The 18,543-nt window shown below is 63.8% G+C and carries 19 protein-coding genes; 8 read left to right on the top strand and 11 right to left on the bottom strand.

Annotated elements, in window-relative coordinates:
• Positions 1 to 79: 79 nt before the first annotated feature.
• From cysT to FJW05_RS09475, 3 genes are all read left to right on the top strand, one after another.
• Positions 80 to 931 carry a sulfate ABC transporter permease subunit CysT gene (gene cysT / locus FJW05_RS09485; RefSeq protein WP_140630749.1) on the top strand — a complete coding sequence of 284 codons (852 nt, stop codon included), beginning with the start codon at positions 80 to 82 and terminating at the stop codon, positions 929 to 931.
• The gene (cysW, locus tag FJW05_RS09480; protein ID WP_140630746.1) at positions 924 to 1,808 is read left to right on the top strand and encodes a sulfate ABC transporter permease subunit CysW; all 885 of its coding nucleotides are present in this window, start codon (positions 924 to 926) and stop codon (positions 1,806 to 1,808) included. The genes cysT and cysW overlap by 8 nt, the downstream gene beginning before the upstream one ends.
• Positions 1,809 to 1,879: 71 nt before the next feature.
• A complete protein-coding gene (locus FJW05_RS09475) occupies positions 1,880 to 2,920 on the top strand; it encodes a sulfate/molybdate ABC transporter ATP-binding protein (protein ID WP_140630743.1) in 1,041 nt (346 codons plus the stop codon).
• A 15-nt stretch (positions 2,921 to 2,935) separates the two neighbouring features.
• On the opposite strand, the gene FJW05_RS09470 is transcribed toward FJW05_RS09475, so the two are convergent.
• Together FJW05_RS09470 and FJW05_RS09465 are read right to left on the bottom strand one after the other, a co-directional pair.
• Positions 2,936 to 3,334 (bottom strand): type II toxin-antitoxin system VapC family toxin, encoded by a 399-nt coding sequence (locus tag FJW05_RS09470; protein WP_140630740.1) that lies wholly within the window; start codon positions 3,332 to 3,334, stop codon positions 2,936 to 2,938.
• Positions 3,334 to 3,606 (bottom strand): antitoxin, encoded by a 273-nt coding sequence (locus FJW05_RS09465; RefSeq protein WP_140630737.1) that lies wholly within the window; start codon positions 3,604 to 3,606, stop codon positions 3,334 to 3,336. Before FJW05_RS09465 ends, FJW05_RS09470 begins: the two co-directional genes overlap by 1 nt.
• 232 nt (positions 3,607 to 3,838) lie before the next feature.
• Between FJW05_RS09465 and FJW05_RS09460 the strand changes: the two genes are divergently transcribed.
• From FJW05_RS09460 to FJW05_RS09450, 3 genes are all read left to right on the top strand, one after another.
• Positions 3,839 to 4,825 carry a sulfate ABC transporter substrate-binding protein gene (locus FJW05_RS09460; RefSeq protein ID WP_140630734.1) on the top strand — a complete coding sequence of 329 codons (987 nt, stop codon included), beginning with the start codon at positions 3,839 to 3,841 and terminating at the stop codon, positions 4,823 to 4,825.
• 251 nt (positions 4,826 to 5,076) lie between these two features.
• Positions 5,077 to 5,526: an Rrf2 family transcriptional regulator gene (locus tag FJW05_RS09455; protein WP_140630731.1), complete on the top strand. Its 450-nt coding sequence runs from the start codon at positions 5,077 to 5,079 to the stop codon at positions 5,524 to 5,526.
• An 89-nt stretch (positions 5,527 to 5,615) separates the two neighbouring features.
• Entirely contained in the window at positions 5,616 to 6,761 is a 1,146-nt protein-coding gene (locus FJW05_RS09450) for a hypothetical protein (RefSeq protein ID WP_140630729.1), read from the top strand.
• Positions 6,762 to 6,773: 12 nt separating this feature from the next.
• On the opposite strand, the gene FJW05_RS09445 is transcribed toward FJW05_RS09450, so the two are convergent.
• The 7 genes from FJW05_RS09445 to FJW05_RS09415 form a co-directional block, all read right to left on the bottom strand.
• Positions 6,774 to 7,277, bottom strand: coding sequence for a gluconokinase (locus FJW05_RS09445; protein ID WP_246673305.1), 504 nt, complete (start codon positions 7,275 to 7,277; stop codon positions 6,774 to 6,776).
• Positions 7,278 to 7,321: 44 nt separating this feature from the next.
• Positions 7,322 to 8,320: an ABC transporter permease gene (locus FJW05_RS09440; RefSeq protein WP_140630726.1), complete on the bottom strand. Its 999-nt coding sequence runs from the start codon at positions 8,318 to 8,320 to the stop codon at positions 7,322 to 7,324.
• A complete protein-coding gene (locus FJW05_RS09435; protein ID WP_140546345.1) occupies positions 8,317 to 9,297 on the bottom strand; it encodes an ABC transporter permease in 981 nt (326 codons plus the stop codon). The genes FJW05_RS09440 and FJW05_RS09435 overlap by 4 nt, the downstream gene beginning before the upstream one ends.
• Positions 9,294 to 10,838 carry a sugar ABC transporter ATP-binding protein gene (locus FJW05_RS09430; RefSeq protein ID WP_140630723.1) on the bottom strand — a complete coding sequence of 515 codons (1,545 nt, stop codon included), beginning with the start codon at positions 10,836 to 10,838 and terminating at the stop codon, positions 9,294 to 9,296. Before FJW05_RS09430 ends, FJW05_RS09435 begins: the two co-directional genes overlap by 4 nt.
• A 69-nt stretch (positions 10,839 to 10,907) precedes the next feature.
• Positions 10,908 to 12,032, bottom strand: a complete 1,125-nt coding sequence (locus FJW05_RS09425) for a sugar ABC transporter substrate-binding protein (RefSeq protein WP_140630721.1) — start codon at positions 12,030 to 12,032, stop codon at positions 10,908 to 10,910.
• 292 nt (positions 12,033 to 12,324) lie between these two features.
• The gene (locus FJW05_RS09420) at positions 12,325 to 13,353 is read right to left on the bottom strand and encodes a LacI family DNA-binding transcriptional regulator (RefSeq protein ID WP_140630716.1); all 1,029 of its coding nucleotides are present in this window, start codon (positions 13,351 to 13,353) and stop codon (positions 12,325 to 12,327) included.
• Positions 13,354 to 13,519: 166 nt separating this feature from the next.
• Positions 13,520 to 14,749, bottom strand: coding sequence for an MFS transporter (locus tag FJW05_RS09415; RefSeq protein WP_140630713.1), 1,230 nt, complete (start codon positions 14,747 to 14,749; stop codon positions 13,520 to 13,522).
• A gap of 155 nt (positions 14,750 to 14,904) precedes the next feature.
• Here FJW05_RS09415 and FJW05_RS09410 point away from each other — a divergent pair, with 155 nt between their 5' ends.
• Positions 14,905 to 15,192 carry a DUF3175 domain-containing protein gene (locus tag FJW05_RS09410; protein WP_140630710.1) on the top strand — a complete coding sequence of 96 codons (288 nt, stop codon included), beginning with the start codon at positions 14,905 to 14,907 and terminating at the stop codon, positions 15,190 to 15,192.
• A 417-nt stretch (positions 15,193 to 15,609) separates the two neighbouring features.
• Here the strand turns inward: FJW05_RS09410 and FJW05_RS09405 are convergent, their stop codons facing one another.
• Positions 15,610 to 16,386 carry a FadR/GntR family transcriptional regulator gene (locus FJW05_RS09405; RefSeq protein ID WP_140630706.1) on the bottom strand — a complete coding sequence of 259 codons (777 nt, stop codon included), beginning with the start codon at positions 16,384 to 16,386 and terminating at the stop codon, positions 15,610 to 15,612.
• A 101-nt stretch (positions 16,387 to 16,487) separates the two neighbouring features.
• A complete protein-coding gene (locus FJW05_RS09400; RefSeq protein ID WP_140630702.1) occupies positions 16,488 to 17,384 on the bottom strand; it encodes an NAD(P)-dependent oxidoreductase in 897 nt (298 codons plus the stop codon).
• A 26-nt stretch (positions 17,385 to 17,410) separates the two neighbouring features.
• Here FJW05_RS09400 and FJW05_RS09395 point away from each other — a divergent pair, with 26 nt between their 5' ends.
• The gene (locus FJW05_RS09395; RefSeq protein ID WP_281405766.1) at positions 17,411 to 18,472 is read left to right on the top strand and encodes an NAD(P)-dependent oxidoreductase; all 1,062 of its coding nucleotides are present in this window, start codon (positions 17,411 to 17,413) and stop codon (positions 18,470 to 18,472) included.
• The last annotated feature ends 71 nt before the right edge of the window (positions 18,473 to 18,543 follow it).

Here is an 18,543-nt window from a genome sequence, read left to right as displayed (position 1 = left end):
GTGAGCCTCACGGGCGTCCCGGCTGAATGCGACTGCGCAGAGCCATTCCGGTTTGAATAGAAGGACGATCCAGGACAGCATGACCACAGCACCTGCCAAGGCGGGGTGGCGATTCAGACAGCCGAGTGTCATTCCGGGGTTCGGATTGACGCTCGGCTTCTCACTTGCCTACCTCACGCTCATCATCCTCATACCGCTTTCGGGACTGGTCTGGCGTTCGGCCGCGCTCGGCTGGGTCGATTTCTGGGCGATCGCCGTCGACCGGCGCACCCTCAACGCGCTGAAGATAAGCTTCGGCACTGCCTTCCTGGCGGCTGTCGTCAACGTCGTGTTCGGCACCATCGTCGCCTGGGTTCTGGTCCGCTACCGCTTCCCCGGACGCCGCATCGCCGACGCGATGGTCGACCTGCCCTTCGCCCTGCCAACGGCCGTCGCCGGCATAGCGCTCACCACGCTCTATGCGCCGAACGGCTGGATCGGCCAGCTTCTGATGCCGCTCGGCATCAAGGTCGCCTACACGCCGCTCGGCATCGTCGTCGCGCTGGTGTTCATCGGCCTGCCCTTCGTCGTGCGCACCGTCCAGCCGATCATGGAAGAGGTCGACAAGGAGGTCGAGGAAGCAGCCGCCACGCTCGGCGCCAGCCGTTTCCAGATCATCGCCCGGGTGCTTTTCCCAGGCCTGGCGCCGGCGATCATCACCGGCTTTTCGCTCGCCTTCGCGCGCGGCGTCGGCGAATACGGCTCGGTCATCTTCATCGCCGGCAACCTGCCCTTCAAGTCCGAGATCGCGCCGCTTCTCATCGTGATCAGGCTAGAGGAATACAATTACGAGGCGGCGACCGCGATCGCCGCGATCATGCTGGCGCTGTCCTTCGTGATGCTTTTGGTGGTCAATCTCGTCCAGACATGGAGCCGCAAGCGCTATGGCTGATCCCGAGATCAAATCCTACGAGCCGCATCACGAGAGCCAGTCGGCAGCGGTGACCGAAAGCCGGCCCGTCAAGGCCGTGCTGATGGCATTCGCCTTCGCCTTCCTTGCAGTCTTCCTGCTTTTGCCGCTGATCGTCGTCTTTCATGAGGCGCTTGCCAAAGGCGCCGGCGCCTACACGGAAGCCCTTTCCAGCCCCGACACGCGCTCCGCCATCCGCCTGACATTGCTTGTGGCGGCGATCTCGGTGCCGCTCAACGTCGTCTTCGGCATCTCTGCCGCCTGGGCCATCGCCAAGTTCGAATTCAAGGGCAAGGCGTTCCTGACCACGCTGATCGACCTGCCCTTCTCGGTCTCGCCGGTCATCTCCGGCCTGGTCTATGTGCTTCTCTTCGGCGCGCAAGGGCTGCTCGGCGCCTGGTTGAAGGCGCATGGCATCGTCATCCTCTTCGCCGTGCCCGGCATCGTGCTGGCCACCATCTTCGTCACCTTCCCCTTCGTCGCCCGCGAGCTCATCCCGCTGATGCAGGAACAGGGCAATGGCGACGAAGAGGCGGCGCTTTCGCTGGGCGCCAGCGGCTGGCAAGCCTTCTGGTATGTGACGCTGCCCAACGTCAAATGGGGACTGCTCTACGGCGTGCTTCTGTGCAATGCGCGCGCCATGGGCGAGTTCGGCGCGGTCTCGGTGGTTTCGGGCCACATACGCGGCCTCACCAACACCATGCCGCTGCATGTCGAGATACTCTACAACGAATACAACGCCGTCGGCGCCTTTGCCGTCGCTTCGCTGCTGGCCGGCCTGGCGCTGGTGACGCTGGTCTTGAAAACGCTTCTGGAGATGCGCTACGGCGCCGAGCTTGCCGCGGCACGCGGACACTGAACACTACCTGTCGCCCGAGAGTGGCTGGCAGTTTGGGAACACCGACAGCATCAACGAACCGAGGGATTTGCATGGAAGTTCGCGTCGTCAACGTGCGCAAGGAGTTCGAGCGGTTTCCAGCGCTCCACGACGTATCGCTCGACATCAGGTCCGGCGAGCTCATCGCGCTGCTCGGGCCGTCCGGCTCCGGCAAGACGACCCTGCTTCGGCTGATCGCCGGCCTGGAACGGCCGACCAAGGGCGCGATCTTCTTCGGCGACGAGGACGCCTCGCAGAAGTCGATCCAGGAGCGCAATGTCGGCTTCGTCTTCCAGCATTACGCGCTGTTCCGCCACATGACGGTTGCCGACAACATCGGCTTCGGCCTGAAGGTCCGGCACGGCGCCGCAAGGCCGTCGGGGCAGGAAATCCGCCGCCGGGCGCTGGAACTGCTCGATCTCGTTCAGCTGTCGGGACTGGAAAAGCGCTATCCGGCGCAACTTTCAGGCGGCCAGCGCCAGCGCGTCGCGCTCGCCCGCGCCATGGCGATCGAGCCCAAGGTGCTTTTGCTCGACGAACCGTTCGGCGCGCTCGACGCGCAGGTTCGTCGTGAGCTTCGCCGCTGGCTGCGAGAGATCCACGACCGCACCGGCCACACGACCGTCTTCGTCACGCATGACCAGGAAGAAGCGCTGGAGCTTGCCGACCGCGTCGTGGTCATGAGCCAGGGCCGCATCGAGCAGGTCGGCACCGCCGACGATATCTACGACACGCCGAACTCGCCCTTCGTCTACTCCTTCATCGGCGAGTCGAGCTCGCTGCCGGTCAAGGTCGAGAACGGCGAGGTGTGGATCGCCGACAGGCCGATCGGGCTCTCGGCGCCGCACGCGCCGTCCGGCGAGGCAGTCCTCCACTTCCGTCCGCATGACGTCGACCTGGTCGACGGCTGCAGCGGCTGCATCGCCGGCACGGTTGCCGCCAGCCGCCGCGTCGCCGGCACCAGGCGCGTCGAGCTCGAGATCGGCGGTGAGCGCCAGCGCGTCGAGATCGAGTTGCCGGTCGACCATCCCGCGGCGCAGAAGAGCCGGGTGGCTTTCAGGCCGCGACGCTGGAAGCTTTTTCCGGCGACGTGATCGTCGCGTCGAGCGTTATTCCAGCCAGTTCTCGACGTTCAGTTTTCTGATACGGCTGAACTCGGCCATGTTGGCTGTCACCAGCGTGGAACCTGACGCGCAGGCGTGAGCAGCGATAAAGAGGTCGTTGTGGCCGATGGTCTCGCCCCTGCCTTCCAGTTCGGCGCGCAGCGCGGCGTACTCGGCATCCGCCCGCACATCGAGCGGCAGCACCGGAATCTCGGCCAGCAGTTCCTCGACCTTCTTGAGCAACTTGGCCGATCCCTTCCTGGCGCAGCCATACCGAAGTTCCGAAGCGACGACGATGCTGGTGCACACAGCGGCGTCTCCCACGCGCGCCATGACGCCGGCGGCCTTGCCGCCCGGGTTTCGGATCATGCCGCTTATGATGTTCGTGTCGAGCATAAACCGCATCAAAAAATGTCCTCGGGTCCGACAGGACTATCCTTGATCTCGGGGAAGTCATCTTCAGGACGGAGCGGGGCTTCCTTCGCCCACTGAGCGAGCAGCGCCGTGAGACCAGATTTACGAATGGGCTCGATGACAAGACGGTCGCCCTCACGGCTGATCAGGACCTTGTCGCCGGGGAGTTCGAACTCGACTGGAATCCGCACCGCCTGGCTGCGGTTGTTGCGGAACAGCTTCGCCTCCTTCGGCGGCGTCGCTGCATGGCGTTGTTGGCTCATCACGGCATTCCCTTGTATATGCCATATGTTTATGCCAAGGCGCCGAAGCGCAATCTCTCTGCCTATGGATATCGCCCCACGGTGACTCTTGCTGGAAAGAAATCCTAGCAACCGACTGTTCCGGCGGTGACTTTTCTCACGTGATGCCGTCTAGCCGGCGCGCGTGTCTCGCCGCGCGACAGCGCCACGGCTATCATCAGCCATTGCCATATTTTCCTTGGAGCCCGTTTTCATGAAGCGTCTGTTGCTCGGCATCGCGGCTGTTGCCGGTCTCCTCCTCGCGTCCTCCCAAGCCTGGTCGGCCGACAAGCTTTTGAATGCATCCTACGACGTCGGCCGCGAGTTGTTCGCCGACATCAACAAGGCCTTCATCGCGAAGCACCCCGGCGTCGCGATCGACCAGTCGCACGCCGGCACCTCGGCGCAGGCGCGCGCGATCGCCGAAGGTCTTGGCGCCGATGTCGTCACCTTCAACCAGGTCACCGATGTCGACTTCCTGGTCAAGAAGGGCCTTGTCTCGGCCGACTGGCAGAAGAACTTCCCGGACAACGCCTCGCCCTTCTATTCGCTGCCGTCCTTCCTGGTGCGCGCCGGCAATCCCAAGCATATCAAGGACTGGAACGATTTGGTGCGCGACGACGTGCAGGTGATCTTCCCGAACCCGAAGACATCCGGCAATGCGCGCTACACCTATCTCGCCGCCACCGCCTACGCCAAGGAAGCCTTCAAAGGCGACGACGCCAAGGTGAAGGAGTTCATCACCAAGCTCTTCAACAACGTGCCGATCTTCGACACCGGCGGCCGCGCCGCCACCACCACTTTCGTCCAGCGCGAGATCGGCGACGTGCTGATCACCTTCGAGTCGGAGACGCGCAGTATTCGCAAGGAGTATGGCGACGACAAGTTCGAGCAGGTCACGCCTTCGGTCAGCCTGCTGGCCGAGTTCCCGGTAGCGGTCGTTGACAAGGTCGCCGACGAGCATGGCAGCCGCGATCTCGCCAAGACCTATCTCGACTTCCTCTACACGCCGGAGGGCCAGGAGATCGCCGCCGGAAACGGCTTGCGGGTCCGCGACGCGACGGTCGCCGCCAAGCACAAGGCCGACTTCCCGGATGTCCGGCTGCTGACCGTGGAGGACGTCTTTGGCGGCTGGGACAAGGTGCAGAAAGAGCATTTCGCCGCCGGCGGGCTGCTCGATCAGGCCTACGGCAGCCGTTGAAAAGCTCCGCAATCAGGAAGAGCAAGTAAGCCGGCTTTGCCGGCTTTCTTCATGTAAGCTGGGCTGCATGAGTTCGCGGGGGGAAATCCCAACCCGAAATGTGAAAAACGTTACGAAGAATCAACGCGTTTGTGCCTAAGCTGCGGTGGGAATTATTGGGCCAGGCGGCGTCAGGCGGTCCAACTGTCATGATTTGCACACAAACAACCGCCAGATGCAGGCGCATTGGGGTTTGACGAACTGAATCGGGCATGCTGACCAAAAAAGGCAAATACGGCCTCAAGGCCCTCGTGCATCTTTCCGGCCTGCCGGCTGGCCAGCTTGCATTCGTCAACGACATCGCCGTCGCCAACAACATCCCGAAGAAATTCCTGGATGCGATCCTGGGCGAATTGCGCAATGCCGGTTTCGTCCAGAGCCGCAAGGGCAAGGAAGGCGGTTACCGCCTCGCCAGTCCCGCTTCCGAGATCAAGATCGGCCATGTCGTGCGCGTGCTCGACGGCCCGCTGGCGCCGATCCCTTGCGCCAGCCGCACGCAATACCAGCGCTGCGAGGACTGCGACGAGGCAACCTGCCAGGTCCGCCACATGATGCTGGAAGTACGCCAGGCGATCGCCGAGGTGCTCGACAACCGCAGCCTCGCCGCCATGCGCGACGCCGACAACGACGATTTCCCGGCGGAGCTCACCTCTCAGATTTGAAGCGACCCTGCCCACCCGGCAGTCCCATCGGTTGCTTGTCTGCTTTCCACGCAGTAAAGCGGCTGGAGGATGAAACGGGGCTCTGACGCATGAGGCTGCCTTGGCTTGGCAATTCCCGTAAGGCCAGCCGGCAACCATCGTCGAACGACATCTATCATACCGAGATCACGGCCGACGTGCCGGTGCCGGAGCGCGACGAGTCCGTTCGCTTCTTCAGCCGCAAGGTTGTGCGCCCCGGCAAATTGCGTCGCTTCACCAATCGGGACCCGCGCGAGAGCCTGTTGTCCTGTTTCTATCTCGGTGTCGCGGCGATGCTGCCGGTCTCCTGGTGGAGCCCGATCTGCGGCTGGGTGTCCAGGCTCAGGCGCAAGCGCCACTTCCGCAAGGAGTTTGCCCGTTACGACGTCGCGGTGAAGGCCGTGCTCGGCAATACCGTCGACACGAAAAGCATGTTCGAGGCGCAACTCGCCGCTGTTCACCGCCGGCGGCTGACGCTCGCGGCGCATCTCGTCGCCGGCTGGCGCTGGTCGCCGGCGATCCGGCTCGAAGGCCTCGAGGCTCTGCAACAAGCCCTGCGCAACGGGCGCGGCGCCATCGTGTGGTGCGACCAGTTCACGGCGCAGACGATCATGGGCAAGCGCGCCCTGCATCAGGCCGGCATCGATGCCCATCAGGTGAGCGCGCGCTACCACGGCTTCTCGCCGAGCAAGTTCGGCCTGCGCGTGATCAACCCGCCGCTGGTCAGGCTCGAGAACCGCTTCCTGAAAAGCCGGATCATCTTTGAGCGCACCGACGCCTATCAGGTCACCACGCGCATCCAGAAGGTGCTGAAAGCAAATGGCTTAGTGCTGATGACCAACACCGTCTATGCAGGCTCCGCCTTCACCGAGACCGCCATGGGCGAGCGCGGCTGGACCCATCTCGCCTCGGCGCCGGCAAACTTCGCCGCGCGCGCCGGCGCTGTGCTGTTTCATATGGCGACCATCGAGACGGCGCCCTTTCGCGAATATAGGGCGATCGTCAAAGAACTGAGCGCGACTCCAGGGGCGCCCGCATCGCCTGCCAAGGACATGACAGGGAAGAACCTCGTCGTTCAGGCGGGATTTATCCTGTCGAAGCGCGACCGGATGCTGGAGACGCTCAAACTCTGTCCTGAACAGATGATGGCCTGGTCGAGCGCCGTGCGGCTGACCGAGCAGCCAGCCGAAGCCGCGATCGGCAACGACGAAGCCTGATTACCAACTGATCTAGCGGATGATCTCTTGCAGGATTCCTGCAACACTTCGCGTTCCGTCGACCGTCACGGCTCGTTCGTCCGCCGCAGGCTCCTCCAGCGTGGCGAACTGGCTGTCGACCAGGCTTGCCGGCATGAAATGGCCCTTGCGATCGGCGACCCGTCGCCAGGCGGTCTCCCGATCGATCCTGAGATAGAGGAAGACTGTGTCGGGGCAGAAGCGGCTCAGCCGGTCGCGATAGCCACGCTTCAGCGCCGAGCACGCCGCCACCGCCTTCCGTCCATCGGCAACCGAGGTCGCGATACGCTCGCCTATGGCGTCGAGCCAGCCCGCGCGCAACGCATCGGTCAGCGGCTCGCCGCGCGCCATGCGCGCCACGTTCTCCGGCGGATGCAGCAGGTCTCCTTCGATGAAGTCGGCGCCCAGCGCCTTGGCGAGCGCCTCGCCGACGGCCGTCTTGCCGCAGCCGGCAACGCCCATCACGACGATGGCGGGCGCTGTCCGAAGATCGTTCATGCAAGGCTCCGGGATCTGCGGTCTCGTGTGCGCCTCGTCCACGGTCAGCGGCTTGCCGGCGCGCGCCCGTAGAGCAGAAGCATGGCGACGATGACGACACCATAGATGATCTGCCGTCCGGCCTCGGGCATCTGCATGACGGAGAGGATGGATTGCAGGAGCGTGATCAGGATCACGCCGGCCACCGTGCCCAGATAGGAGCCTCGCCCGCCCAGGATCGATGTGCCGCCCAGGACAACCGCCGCGATCGACGGCAGGAGATAGGCATCGCCCATGGACTGCGCCGCCTTGGATGCATAGCCCGCCAGAAGCACGCCGCCAAAGGCAGACAGCCCGCCGGAGACGGCGAAGGCGATCATGACGACGCGACGCGTGTCGATGCCCGAAAGATAAGCGGCGCGCTCACGGTTGCCGATGCCGTAGACGGCGCGGCCGAAGCTGGTGCGGGTCAGCGCGAAGACCATCGCGGCGCCGATCAGCGCCCAGATGATGACGGCATTGGGAACACCTGGAATGGTGAAACCGGTTGCCAGGTAGCGCATCGCGGCGGTCGCCGAATCCTGTGGCGAGAAGCCGCCTGTGTAGACCACCATCAGCCCTTGCGCCACGGCATTGGTGGCTAAGGTAATGATCATCGAGGGGATGCGCAGATAGGCGACCCCGATGCCGTTGACGATGCCGATCGCCACGCCGCACAGGACGCCGAAGGGGATGGCGAGAGCAACGCCGACCGACCCGTAAGCAGCGGCCGCGCAGGCCATCATGGCGCCGGCGGCCACGGCCCATGGCACGGAAAGGTCGATCTGGCCAAGCAGGATGACCAGCATCATGCCGGTGGCGATGACGCCGAGGAAAGACGCGACCTTCAATTGCTGCAGGAGATATTCCGGCGACAGGAAGTTGCGCGAATAGAGGCTGCCGAGCAGGAGCAGGACCACGATGCAGGCAAAGGCCGTCAGCACGGCCGGGTCGGCGCGCCGGATGAATTTGGGCATGCGGCCGGCAATGCCGCCCATGATGCCGCCATGCGTCGTCTCGCTCACAGGAACCACTCCAGCCGGTTGCGTACCCGAAACAGCGCGAAGGCGCCAAGGCTGACCGCGATCAACAGGATAACGCCCTGGAACAACGGCTGCCAGAGCGGATCGAAATCGAAGACGAACAAGAGGTCGCCGATGGTGCGGAAGGCAAGCGCGCCGAAGATCGCGCCGATGGCGCTGCCCTTGCCGCCGAACAGCGACACGCCGCCGAGCACGACGGCCGCGATCGAAAACAGCGTATAGGCATTGCCGCTGGCATAGGCCGCCTCGCCCGTATAGGTGAAGAAGGTCAGGAACAGTCCGCCGATGGCCGCAAGCAGGCCGGCAAGCGTATAAGCCAGCAACTTGCCTCTGCGGATCGGCACCCCGGACATGTAGGCCGCCGTCTCCGACGAGCCCGCGGCATAAGCGGCGCGCCCAAGTTCGGAGCGACTGAACGGCACCCAGACGACAAGCACGATGACGAGCAGCGCCACGAGGCTCGCCGGCACGACGCCGAAGAAACGCCCGGTCAGGAAATCGGCAAGGTCCTCGTTGACCGAACCGCCCGGAACGGGGCGCAAAAGCAAAGCCAGGCCGAAATAGACGGCGCCCGTGGCGATGGTGGTAACGATCGGCTGCAGCCGCCCGTAGATGACGATGGCGCCGTTGACCGCCCCGCAGATGAGCCCGGTGCCCAGCACCGCCAGCACGCCGAACGCCGTTTCCAGGCCGGTGCCGACCACCAGCCATGAAGCCATGCAGTTGGTCAGCGTGAAGATCATGCCGACCGACAGATCGATGCCGGCGGTGATCACCACCAATGTCTGCGCCATCGCGACGAAGGCGAGCAGCACGCCCTTGTTGGCGGCCGTCTGCACGACATTGGCGGTGAAGCCGGCCGGATGGTTTCCGCTGTAGATGGCGAACATGACGATGAAGATGCCGAAGGCCAAAAGCGTTCCGCGTTGTTCGGCCAGCCGGTAGCGCCAATCCTTCACGCGTGCTCTCCCTGCCCGATGCGGACGTCATCGCCGTGGATGTTGAGCGCGCTGGCGATCAGCGCGTGCTCGGTGAGCCCCGCGCCGACCAGCTCGCGCTTGACCGCGCCGTCATAGAGCACGAGCACGCGGTCGCAGCAGCCGATCAGCTCGTCATAGTCGGTCGAATAGAACAGGATCGCGGCACCCGCATCGGCGAGCTTGCGCATAAGCTGGTAGAGCTCCTGCTTGGTGCCGACATCGATGCCGCGCGTCGGATCGTTGAGCAGGATGATGCGCGGCTGCCGCATCAGCCATTTGGCGATCACCACCTTCTGCTGGTTGCCGCCGGAAAGCGCGCCGACCGGAATGTCCAGGCCCGCCGTCTTGATCGCCAGCAGCCCGACCATGTCGTCGATCAGGCGCTGTTCGGCGGCGCGGTCGATGATGCCGGCCTTGGACAACCGGTCGAGCGCGGCAAACGACAGGTTCTCGCGCACCGTCATCGGCAGCATCAGTCCTTCGGTCTTGCGATCCTCGGGGATCAGCGCCATGCCGATGCGGCCATGGCTGGCCGCGGTCGGGCTGGCGATCGAGACCGGCCTGCCGTCGATCAGCACCTCGCCGCGCAGGCCGCGCAGCACGCCGAAGAAGGCAAGCAGCAATTCACGCTGACCCTGCCCGTCGAGACCGCCCAGGCCCACGACCTCCCCTGCCCTGACGCTCAGCGAAATATTGTCCAGCCGGTCGGCCCAGGAGAGATTGCGCGCTTCGAGCACCGTTGCAGCGGCCGGGGCGGAAGCCGGTTTCGGCGGGAAGATATGGCTGTATTCGCGGCCGATCATCAGCTCGACCACCTCATTGTCGCTCTTCGAGCCGGCGGGGTAGCTGGCGACGTTGCGGCCGTTGCGGAACACCGTGCAATGGTCGGCGAGTTCCGCGATCTCGTTCATGCGGTGCGAGATGTAGAGCAGCGCCAACCCTTCCGAGCGCAGGCGTTTCAACACCTCGAAGACCCTGGCGACGTCCGCTGCCGTCAGCGCCGAGGTCGCCTCGTCGAGGATCAGGATGCGCGGCTTCCGGGCCAATGCCTTGGCGATCTCCACCATCTGCCGGCGCGACAGCGGCAGGTCCTTGACCAGCGCGCGGGGATGAATGTCGGAAGCGCCGGCGCGTGCCAGCGCTTCCTCAGCGATCTTCCGCTGCGCCTTGCGGTCGATCATGCCGAAACGCTTGGGTGGATTGGAAATGACGATGTTGTCGGCGACGCTGAGCTCCGGAATCAGCGACAGCTCCTGGAAAATGCAGACGATGCCGGACTGGTTGGCGGCGGCAGGCGAAGCGAAGGTGACCTCGCTTCCGTCCAGCGTCATGCGCCCTTCATCCGGCGCCACGACGCCAGCCATGATCTTGATCAGCGTCGATTTGCCGGCGCCGTTCTCGCCGAGGATGGCGTGGATGCTGCCGGCGGTGACCGTCAGCTCGGCCTTTTCCAAGGCCCGCACGCCGCCATAGCGCTTGGATATGCCTTCCATGCGGAAGAGCGGAGCCGTGCCGTCCATCAGCCCTCCCGGCCGGTTTCGATTTAGGGAGACAGTGCCTCGGGCTCGCCGCGGCACTGTCCGGTCAGACTATTTGTTTTCCTTGGTCTGGCCCATGATTTCCTGCGCGGTGAAATTGATGCCGCAGGTCGGGAAGGAATTGCCGACGAAGAAATTGTCGGACTGGTCGGGGAAGAAATCCTGCCCTGCCTTGAAGTTCGGATCCTCGACGATGGCCAAAGGCAGCTTGACCGATTGTGGCACGACATTGCCTTCGAGCGCGGCAATCGCCGTCTTGATGGCGACCGCCACCTGGGCCGGACCGGTACCGGCGGACGAGCATTTCAGCCCGTCAGCCGCATGCGCGGCGCAGAATTTGCGGAAGCCGTTTTCCGTCTCGCCGCCGAACGGCACGAACGGATGCTTGGCGTCGATCATCGCCTGCACGATGCCGGTGTCACCGCCCTGCCCGGTGATGCCGTCGAACGGGCCGCTGGTGGCGATCGCATCGGCCGTGGCCTTTTGCGCCACGCCGTCATCCCACTTGCCGACCACCTCGGTGACGGCCCACTTCTTGCCGGAACCGTCGAGCACCTCGTGGATGCCGTTGTGGCGGTCGGTGTCGACCGAAGTGCCGGCGACGCCGCGCACCTCGAGCACCTTGCCGCCGTTCGGCACATGCGCGACCAGCCACTTGCCCCAGAGTTCGCCGAGGCCCTTCTGATCGACATTGACGTTGATGGCGTCCTTGGTGTCGAGGATGTTGTCGAAGGCGACCAGCACGACACCGGCTTCCTTGGCACGCTTGATGACCGGCCCGAATGCGGTCGGGTTCTGCGCGTTGACGACGATTGCGTCAAAGCCGGAATCGATGAAGTTGTTGATCGCCGAGATCTGCGCCGGCACATCCTCGCTGGTCGACACGACCTTGAATTCCTTTAGCTTCTTGGCGACATCGGGCTGCGCCGCATAGGCCTTGGCCGTCTGGATCATCTGGATGCGCCAGGTGTTGGCGATGTAGCCGTTGGCAAGCGCGATGCGGTAGGGACCGTCCTTCTTCGGATACTTGAAAAACCGCGTGTCGGCCGACCACGGCGCGAAGCAGTCCGGCTCGGCCGCGGGCCCCTTGACGACCTCGGGTCCGGCGATCGCCGACGAGCTCAGCATGGCGAATGCGGTGGCGGCAATGACGCCGCCAACGAGTGACTTGATCATTGATATTCCTCCCAGTTGCAGTTCTGCTGTTATGAATCTTTGGCGATACGGTCGGCATCCTCCGGCCAACCAGACACCTGCACAGGATGGCCGCGCCGCCCTGATCCTCCTCGTCCCCCTCAGCTCTCTGGCAATTTAGAAAACTATCATATTATACATAATAAACAAGTATGAGCTGTTGCTTATGTATAATAAACAGCCTTCCCGCCTCGCCGAGCCTTTGCCGCCATGCAAATGGTAGCGCTACCATCTCGGGCTGTAAAGCATCATCTTAAGAACCGACAGTACCGCGTCAGCGCCCGGTGCTCTCGCGCCGCATCAGCTCGAAACCGAGATCGACGATCCGCTGTTCCGGCCGGTTTCCGGCGATCGCCGACAGCGCCATGGCGACGGCACGGGTGCCGATTTCATAGCGATGCGTGCGCACGCTTGTGATTGAAGGAAACGACACCTGCATCATGTCGAGATCGTTGAAACCGACGATGCCGATCTGCTTCGGCACGTCGATCGATGCTCGATGGCATTCGAACAGAACGCCAAGCGCGATATCGTCATTGTTGCAGAACACGCCGTCCAGCGTCGGCATCTTGGCCAGCGCGTCGCGGAACAACTCGCGCCCGAGCGTCACGCTTGACGGCACCGGCGTTGTGGTGACCAGCCGCGCGTCGAACAGGCCGGCGGCCTCCATCGCGGCGCGGTAGCCGGCAAGGCGCCGCTGCGAACGCGGATCCATCCGCGCGCCGATGAAGCCGATCTTGCGGTATCCGGCTTGCAGCAGGTGTTCGGCGGCGGTCCTGCCGCCGTCGAAATGCGAGAAGCCGACCATCATGTCGACCGGGTCCGGCCCGGTCTCCATCACTTGAACCACCGGGCAGCCGGCATTCTCCAGCAGTCGTCGCGCGCTGGGCGTCTGGTCGATGCCGGCCACGATCAGCGCCGCCGGGCGTTGCGATCCGAAGACCTGCAGCAGCCGCTCTTCCTCCAGGCCTGAATAATGGGTGTTGCCGATCTGGATGCGGAACGGACTGTCGGAAAGGCTGTCATAGATGCCGCGCACCACCTCGGCGAAGACGTTGTTGGTCAGCGATGGCACCAGCACGCCGAACACCTCCGCACGCGCCGAGGCAAGCGCGCGGGCATTCGGGTCGGGCACGTAGCCGAGTTCGTCGACCGCGGCCCGTATCTGCCGTCGAAGGTCTTCCGACACTCGCCCGGGCTCACGCAACGCCCGCGACACGGTGATCGCGCCGACGCCGGCCTTGCGCGCCACATCGGCAATGGTCGGACGGCCGCCGCCGCGGCGGGAGCGCGGCTTGGTCAAGGGCGAGCCTCGTGCGTCAAATCCCGCCTGCTGCGCGCTTGCAATGCCATTGACCCTGGTGTCGCCATCTCGCAGGCCTGTGCCACGTTCCCTGCCCTTGGCGTCGCGCAGCCGCGATTTGTTGTCAAGCTGAGGGCATTTCCAGGAGAAGCGCCGTCGCGAGCCGTCAGGCCATGACGACGCCGCTGCGCCTTGCCCTCCAGAACACCACGACCATCATCAGGATGTTGAGCAGGTTCCAGCCAATTCCGTTGAGGAAGGCGGCCGCGTAAGACCCGGTGAGATCGTAGATCCAGCCCGACATCCAGCCGCCGATGGCCATGCCGAAAATGGTCGCCATGATGACGATGCCAACGCGCTGGCCGGCCTCCCTGGCAGGCATGTATTCGCGCACGATGATCGCATAGCAGGGCACGATGCCGCCTTGCGACAGGCCGAACACCAGCGAGACGACATAGAGCGAGGCAAGACCGTCGAAGGGAATGTAGAAGAACAGCGACAGGCACTGCAGCACCGAACCGATCAGCAAGGTCTTCACCCCGCCGATACGGTCGGCGACGAAGCCGGAAACAAGGCGGCTGACGACGCCGGCGGCCATCATGATCGACAGCATATCGGCGCCGTGAGCGACGCCATAGCCGAGGTCCATGCAATAGGCGACGATATGCACCTGCGGCATCGACATCGCCACGCAACAGCCAAGACCGGCTATGACGAGCAGCGCCTGAAGGGCGGCCGGCGACAATGAAATCGGCTGGACCGGGCGTGCGCCTGGCGAGCCTGCGACGACCACCGGGGCGCGACGTCGCAGCATTATGACCAGCGGCGCCATAGTCACCAGGCAAGCGATGCCGATAGCCACATAGGTGAAGCGCCAACCCTCCGCCTTCATCAGCGGCGGTATGATTGCTGGCCAGACCGTTCCGGCGAGATAGCTGCCGGCCGCGGCCGTGGCCACGGCAACGCCGCGCCGGCGGTTGAACCAGTGCGAGATATCGGCGATCAGCGGTCCGAAAATCGCCGATGTCCCCACCCCGATGAGCAAGCCTTGGGCGAGCGTGAATTGCACGATCGAAGTGGAGAGCGACGCCAGCGCGAAGCCGGCAACCAGGGCCATCGAGGAAACCAGCGCCGGGATCCAGTAACCGACACGGTCGATGGCGCGGCCGACCAGCACATTGCCGGCGGCGAAGCCGACCATGGTAGCGGTGTAAGGCATCGACGCGGCGGCACGATCGACGCCGAACTCGGCCTGCACGGCGGGCAGGACCACGACTACGGCCCACATGCCGACGCCGCCGATGGTCGCCAGCAGCAAGGAGATGCCGAGCCGCGTCCACGCATAGAAGCTGTCGATGCCGGCGCTGTTTGCCGCGTTTCCTGGAACTGTCGTCACGGCGTTTCCTGTCCACGATTTCTTCGAGATCGGGTGTTTGAGCGCACTATCGGCCCATTTTCCGGGCCGAGCAGCGCCACGACCGGCAAATCCGTGGCTCCAGAACCGGGAACCCGCCTCACCTCATGGGGTTTCTTTGAAGGAAGGAGTTTGTCATGACCGCCAAGAAGAAATGGTCGGCCGACGTGACCGAGCACAGCGACGCCCTCGATCTCGAGGAGCACGTCTTCGAATCCGATGACGCGAAGAAGATCGCCGCATCGCTCAAGCGCTCGGCCGAGCACAGCCACCGCCGCAAGGCAGAGCCGTTCCAATCCGCCATGTCGATGTTGAATTTCTACATCAACCGTGCCGGCAAGAATCTGCCTGACGAGCGCAAGAAGGTGCTGGAAAAAGCGAAGGACGAGCTGCGTGTCGCCTTCGGTCGCGAAAAGCAGAATTGAGGATTGCTGAGAGCGGCTAGCACCAGTTCCTCAACGCAGGGATCTGGAAATATTGCAGGCTTGTCGGGCAAGGCTATCAACATCCGTTTGGGGTAGTCAGCGCAAACGCTGGCGATGAGCTGAAGACCCCAACCTCGTCATTCTAGGGCGGAGCTACGCGAAGCGGAGCGTAGACCCTAGAATCCATGCCGTTACATCGACCGAAGTGTGCAACGGTGCAGAATTCTGGACCGCCACGGCGCTTCCAAGTCACGGCATGGATCCTCGGGTCTGCGCGCGTCGCTTCGCTCCTTGCTCCGCCCGTGGATGACGACCGCGATAGGCGTCTTGGCCAATCGCCAACGCATGGGATCTGCCTATGGACGCATGGGCAGCGGTCAAAGTTTCTGCGCTGGAGAACTGGCCCAGTACAAGGCCTTAGCGCGACTGGATCACTTCGTCGGTATTGGCCAGCAGCTTGCGCACCGCATTGCGCGCCGCGTCCGGCCTTTGCAGGCGGATACTGCGTTCGATCGCCTCATGCAGCTTCTGGGCGTGCTGCAGATTGTCGAGCTCGCGCGTCGTATAGGTGAAGAGATGGTCGAAGGCGGATTCGATCAAGACGCCCAGCGGCACCAGGAGGTCGTTGCCGGAAGCCCTGAGGATGGCGAGGTGGAAGCGCGTGTCGGCCCGCGTGCGCTCCTGCAGGTTGGTCGCCTCGCCCATCTCGCGACAGGCCTGGCTGATCTCGGCCATCTGCTCGTGGGTGCGCCGGATCGCCGCGAAGGCCGTCGCCTCCGGCTCGATGATGTGGCGGAACTCCTGCACGGTCTTGAGGAACACCTCGCGGTCCGGCGAAGTCGCGTACCAGGCGAGCACGTCGCGGTCGAGAAGGTTCCAGCGTTCCTTCGGTTCGACCCAGCTGCCGATCTTCGGTCGCGAGGCCAGAAGGCTCTTTGCCATCAGCATCTTGATCGCCTCGCGCACCGCCGAGCGGCTGACGTCGAAGGTCTCCGACCATTTGGCCTCATTGGGCAGGATAGTGCCCGGCGGATAGTCGCCGCGCACGATCCGAAGGCCGATTTCGCTCGCAAGCGAAGCATGCACGCTGGCGCCCGGGATGCGTGACGCGTTGGCCCGGCGAACGCCGGACGGACGTTCCGCCGCTGCCATTTTCGTCGGCCTCTTTTCGTTGTTCGGCTTAGCGTCCCGCATGGTTCCACAAAATCCCGTTTTCAGAAGCTGTCAAGCACGGCAAGCCCGCTTTGCCGCAATGCGCGAGGATGTGCACAGATCAACCGGCATTTGCCGCCGGCTCACGCCGTCTTGACGTATTTGCGCCAGCTGTGCTCGGGCCGGAAGCCAAGCACATCGCGCGCCTTGCGGTTCGAAAGCAGCGTCTCATATTCGCCAAGTTCGGCCTTGACCGGCACGCCCGGATAAAAGCGCTTCAACAGCTCCGCCGTCGGCAGGTCCGACGAGGTGTCGTCGTTGGCCGCGTTGAACACCTGATAGCCCAGGCCGTCCTTCTCGATGGCGCGCAAGGTAATCTGGCCGAGATCGCGCGCATCGATATAGCTCCAGGCGATGCGCTTGCGGAAACCGGGATCGGCGAACCATTTCGGGAATAGCGAATATTCATGCGGCTCGATGACATTGCCGATGCGCAGCGCATAGATGTCGAAGCCGCTGCGCAAAGCGAAGGCCCGCGCGGTCTTCTCATTGACGATCTTCGACAGCGCATAGGAGTCCATCGGGTCGACGTCATAATCCTCGTCGAGCGGGAAATGCGTCGGATTGCGTGGCTCGTTGGCGAAGACAAGACCGTAGGTCGTCTCGCTGGAAGCGATAATAACCTTGCGGATGCCGAGCTTCACCGCCGCCTCGATAACATTGTAGGTGCCCATCGCATTGATGCGGAACACCTCGTTGTCCGGCGTGATCATGATGCGCGGGATCGCCGCGAAATGCACCACGGCGTCGACCGGCTGCGCCCTCAGCGACGGGTCGAACTCGTGCAGGCCCATATAGCTCGACAGCGCGTTGAAAACCTGGCCGCTGTCGGTGATGTCGGTGATCAAGGTGCGCACCTTCGGATTGTCGAGCGGCTTGGTGTCGATGTTGAGCACCTGGCAGCCATGTTCGACCAGATATTCCACGACATGCCGGCCAGCCTTGCCGCTGCCGCCGGTGAACATGATCCGCTTCGTCATTTTGCTCTCCACAATGCTAGGTAATTATGTGTATTGTCAGACAATATGGCATTCTGCGATCGCCCGCCACCCGCGATCCGCGGAAACCTTCTCGACAATCGCCCGCCGCGCGGGCCGCCCATCACCATGAAAGACAGGGAAGAGACGACATGAGCACCACCGCTGCCCGCGAGAACATCGGTTTCATCGGCCTGGGCCTGATGGGGCACGGCATCGCCAAGAACATCGTCGACAAGGGCTATCCGCTGACTTTCCTCGGTCGCAAGAACCGCAAGCCGGCGGAAGACTTGGCCGGACGCGGCGCCACGGAGGTTGCCACGTCCAAGGACGTGGCCGCGGCCTCCGACATCGTCTTCATCTGCGTCACCGGCTCGCGCGAGGTGGAGGCGATCATCCGCGGCGCCGGCGGATTGAAGGGGGGCCTGAAGCAAGGCTCGGTCGTCGTCGATTGCTCGACCTCCGATCCGGTCTCGACCGTGGCCCTGGCCGCCGAACTCAAGGCGCTCGGCGTCGACTATGTCGATGCGCCGCTCAGCCGCACGCCGAAGGAGGCCTGGGAAGGCACGCTCGACGCCATGGTCGGCGCGCCGGACACCGTGTTCGCCAGACTGAAGCCGGTACTCGAGACCTGGGCCGGCCGCATCGTCCATATCGGCGATACCGGCGACGGCCACCGCATGAAGCTGCTCAACAACTTCATCTCGCTGGGCTACGCCGCGATCTATTCCGAGGCGCTGGCGCTGGCCGAGAAGGTCGGCATCTCGCCGCCACGCTTCGACAGCGTCATTCGCAACGGCCGCATGGATTGCGGCTTCTACCAGACCTTCATGCGCTGGACGCTGGAGGGCGACCGCGACGCGCACAAGTTCACCATCGCCAACGCCTTCAAGGACCTGACCTATCTGGAATCGATGGCGGGCGCGGCAGGCATCGCCAACCCTCTGGGCAACGCGACCAAGAATTCCTTTGCGACCGCCTTCGCCACCGGCCCCACGGAACAGTATGTGCCGATGCTCGCCACGCATGTCGGCAAGCTCAACGGCGTCGACCTGATGCCTTCGAAGGACAGCGTGAAGCAGAAGATCTGAGACGAAAGCGCCCTTCATCAAGAAGTCAGGGGCGCCTCGCGGCGCCCCTGTTGCATTGGTTATGGATGCGA

This window comes from Mesorhizobium sp. B2-9-1 (assembly GCF_006439455.1).
Lineage (GTDB): Bacteria > Pseudomonadota > Alphaproteobacteria > Rhizobiales > Rhizobiaceae > Mesorhizobium.
This window is presented reverse-complemented; position numbering and strand designations above follow the sequence as displayed.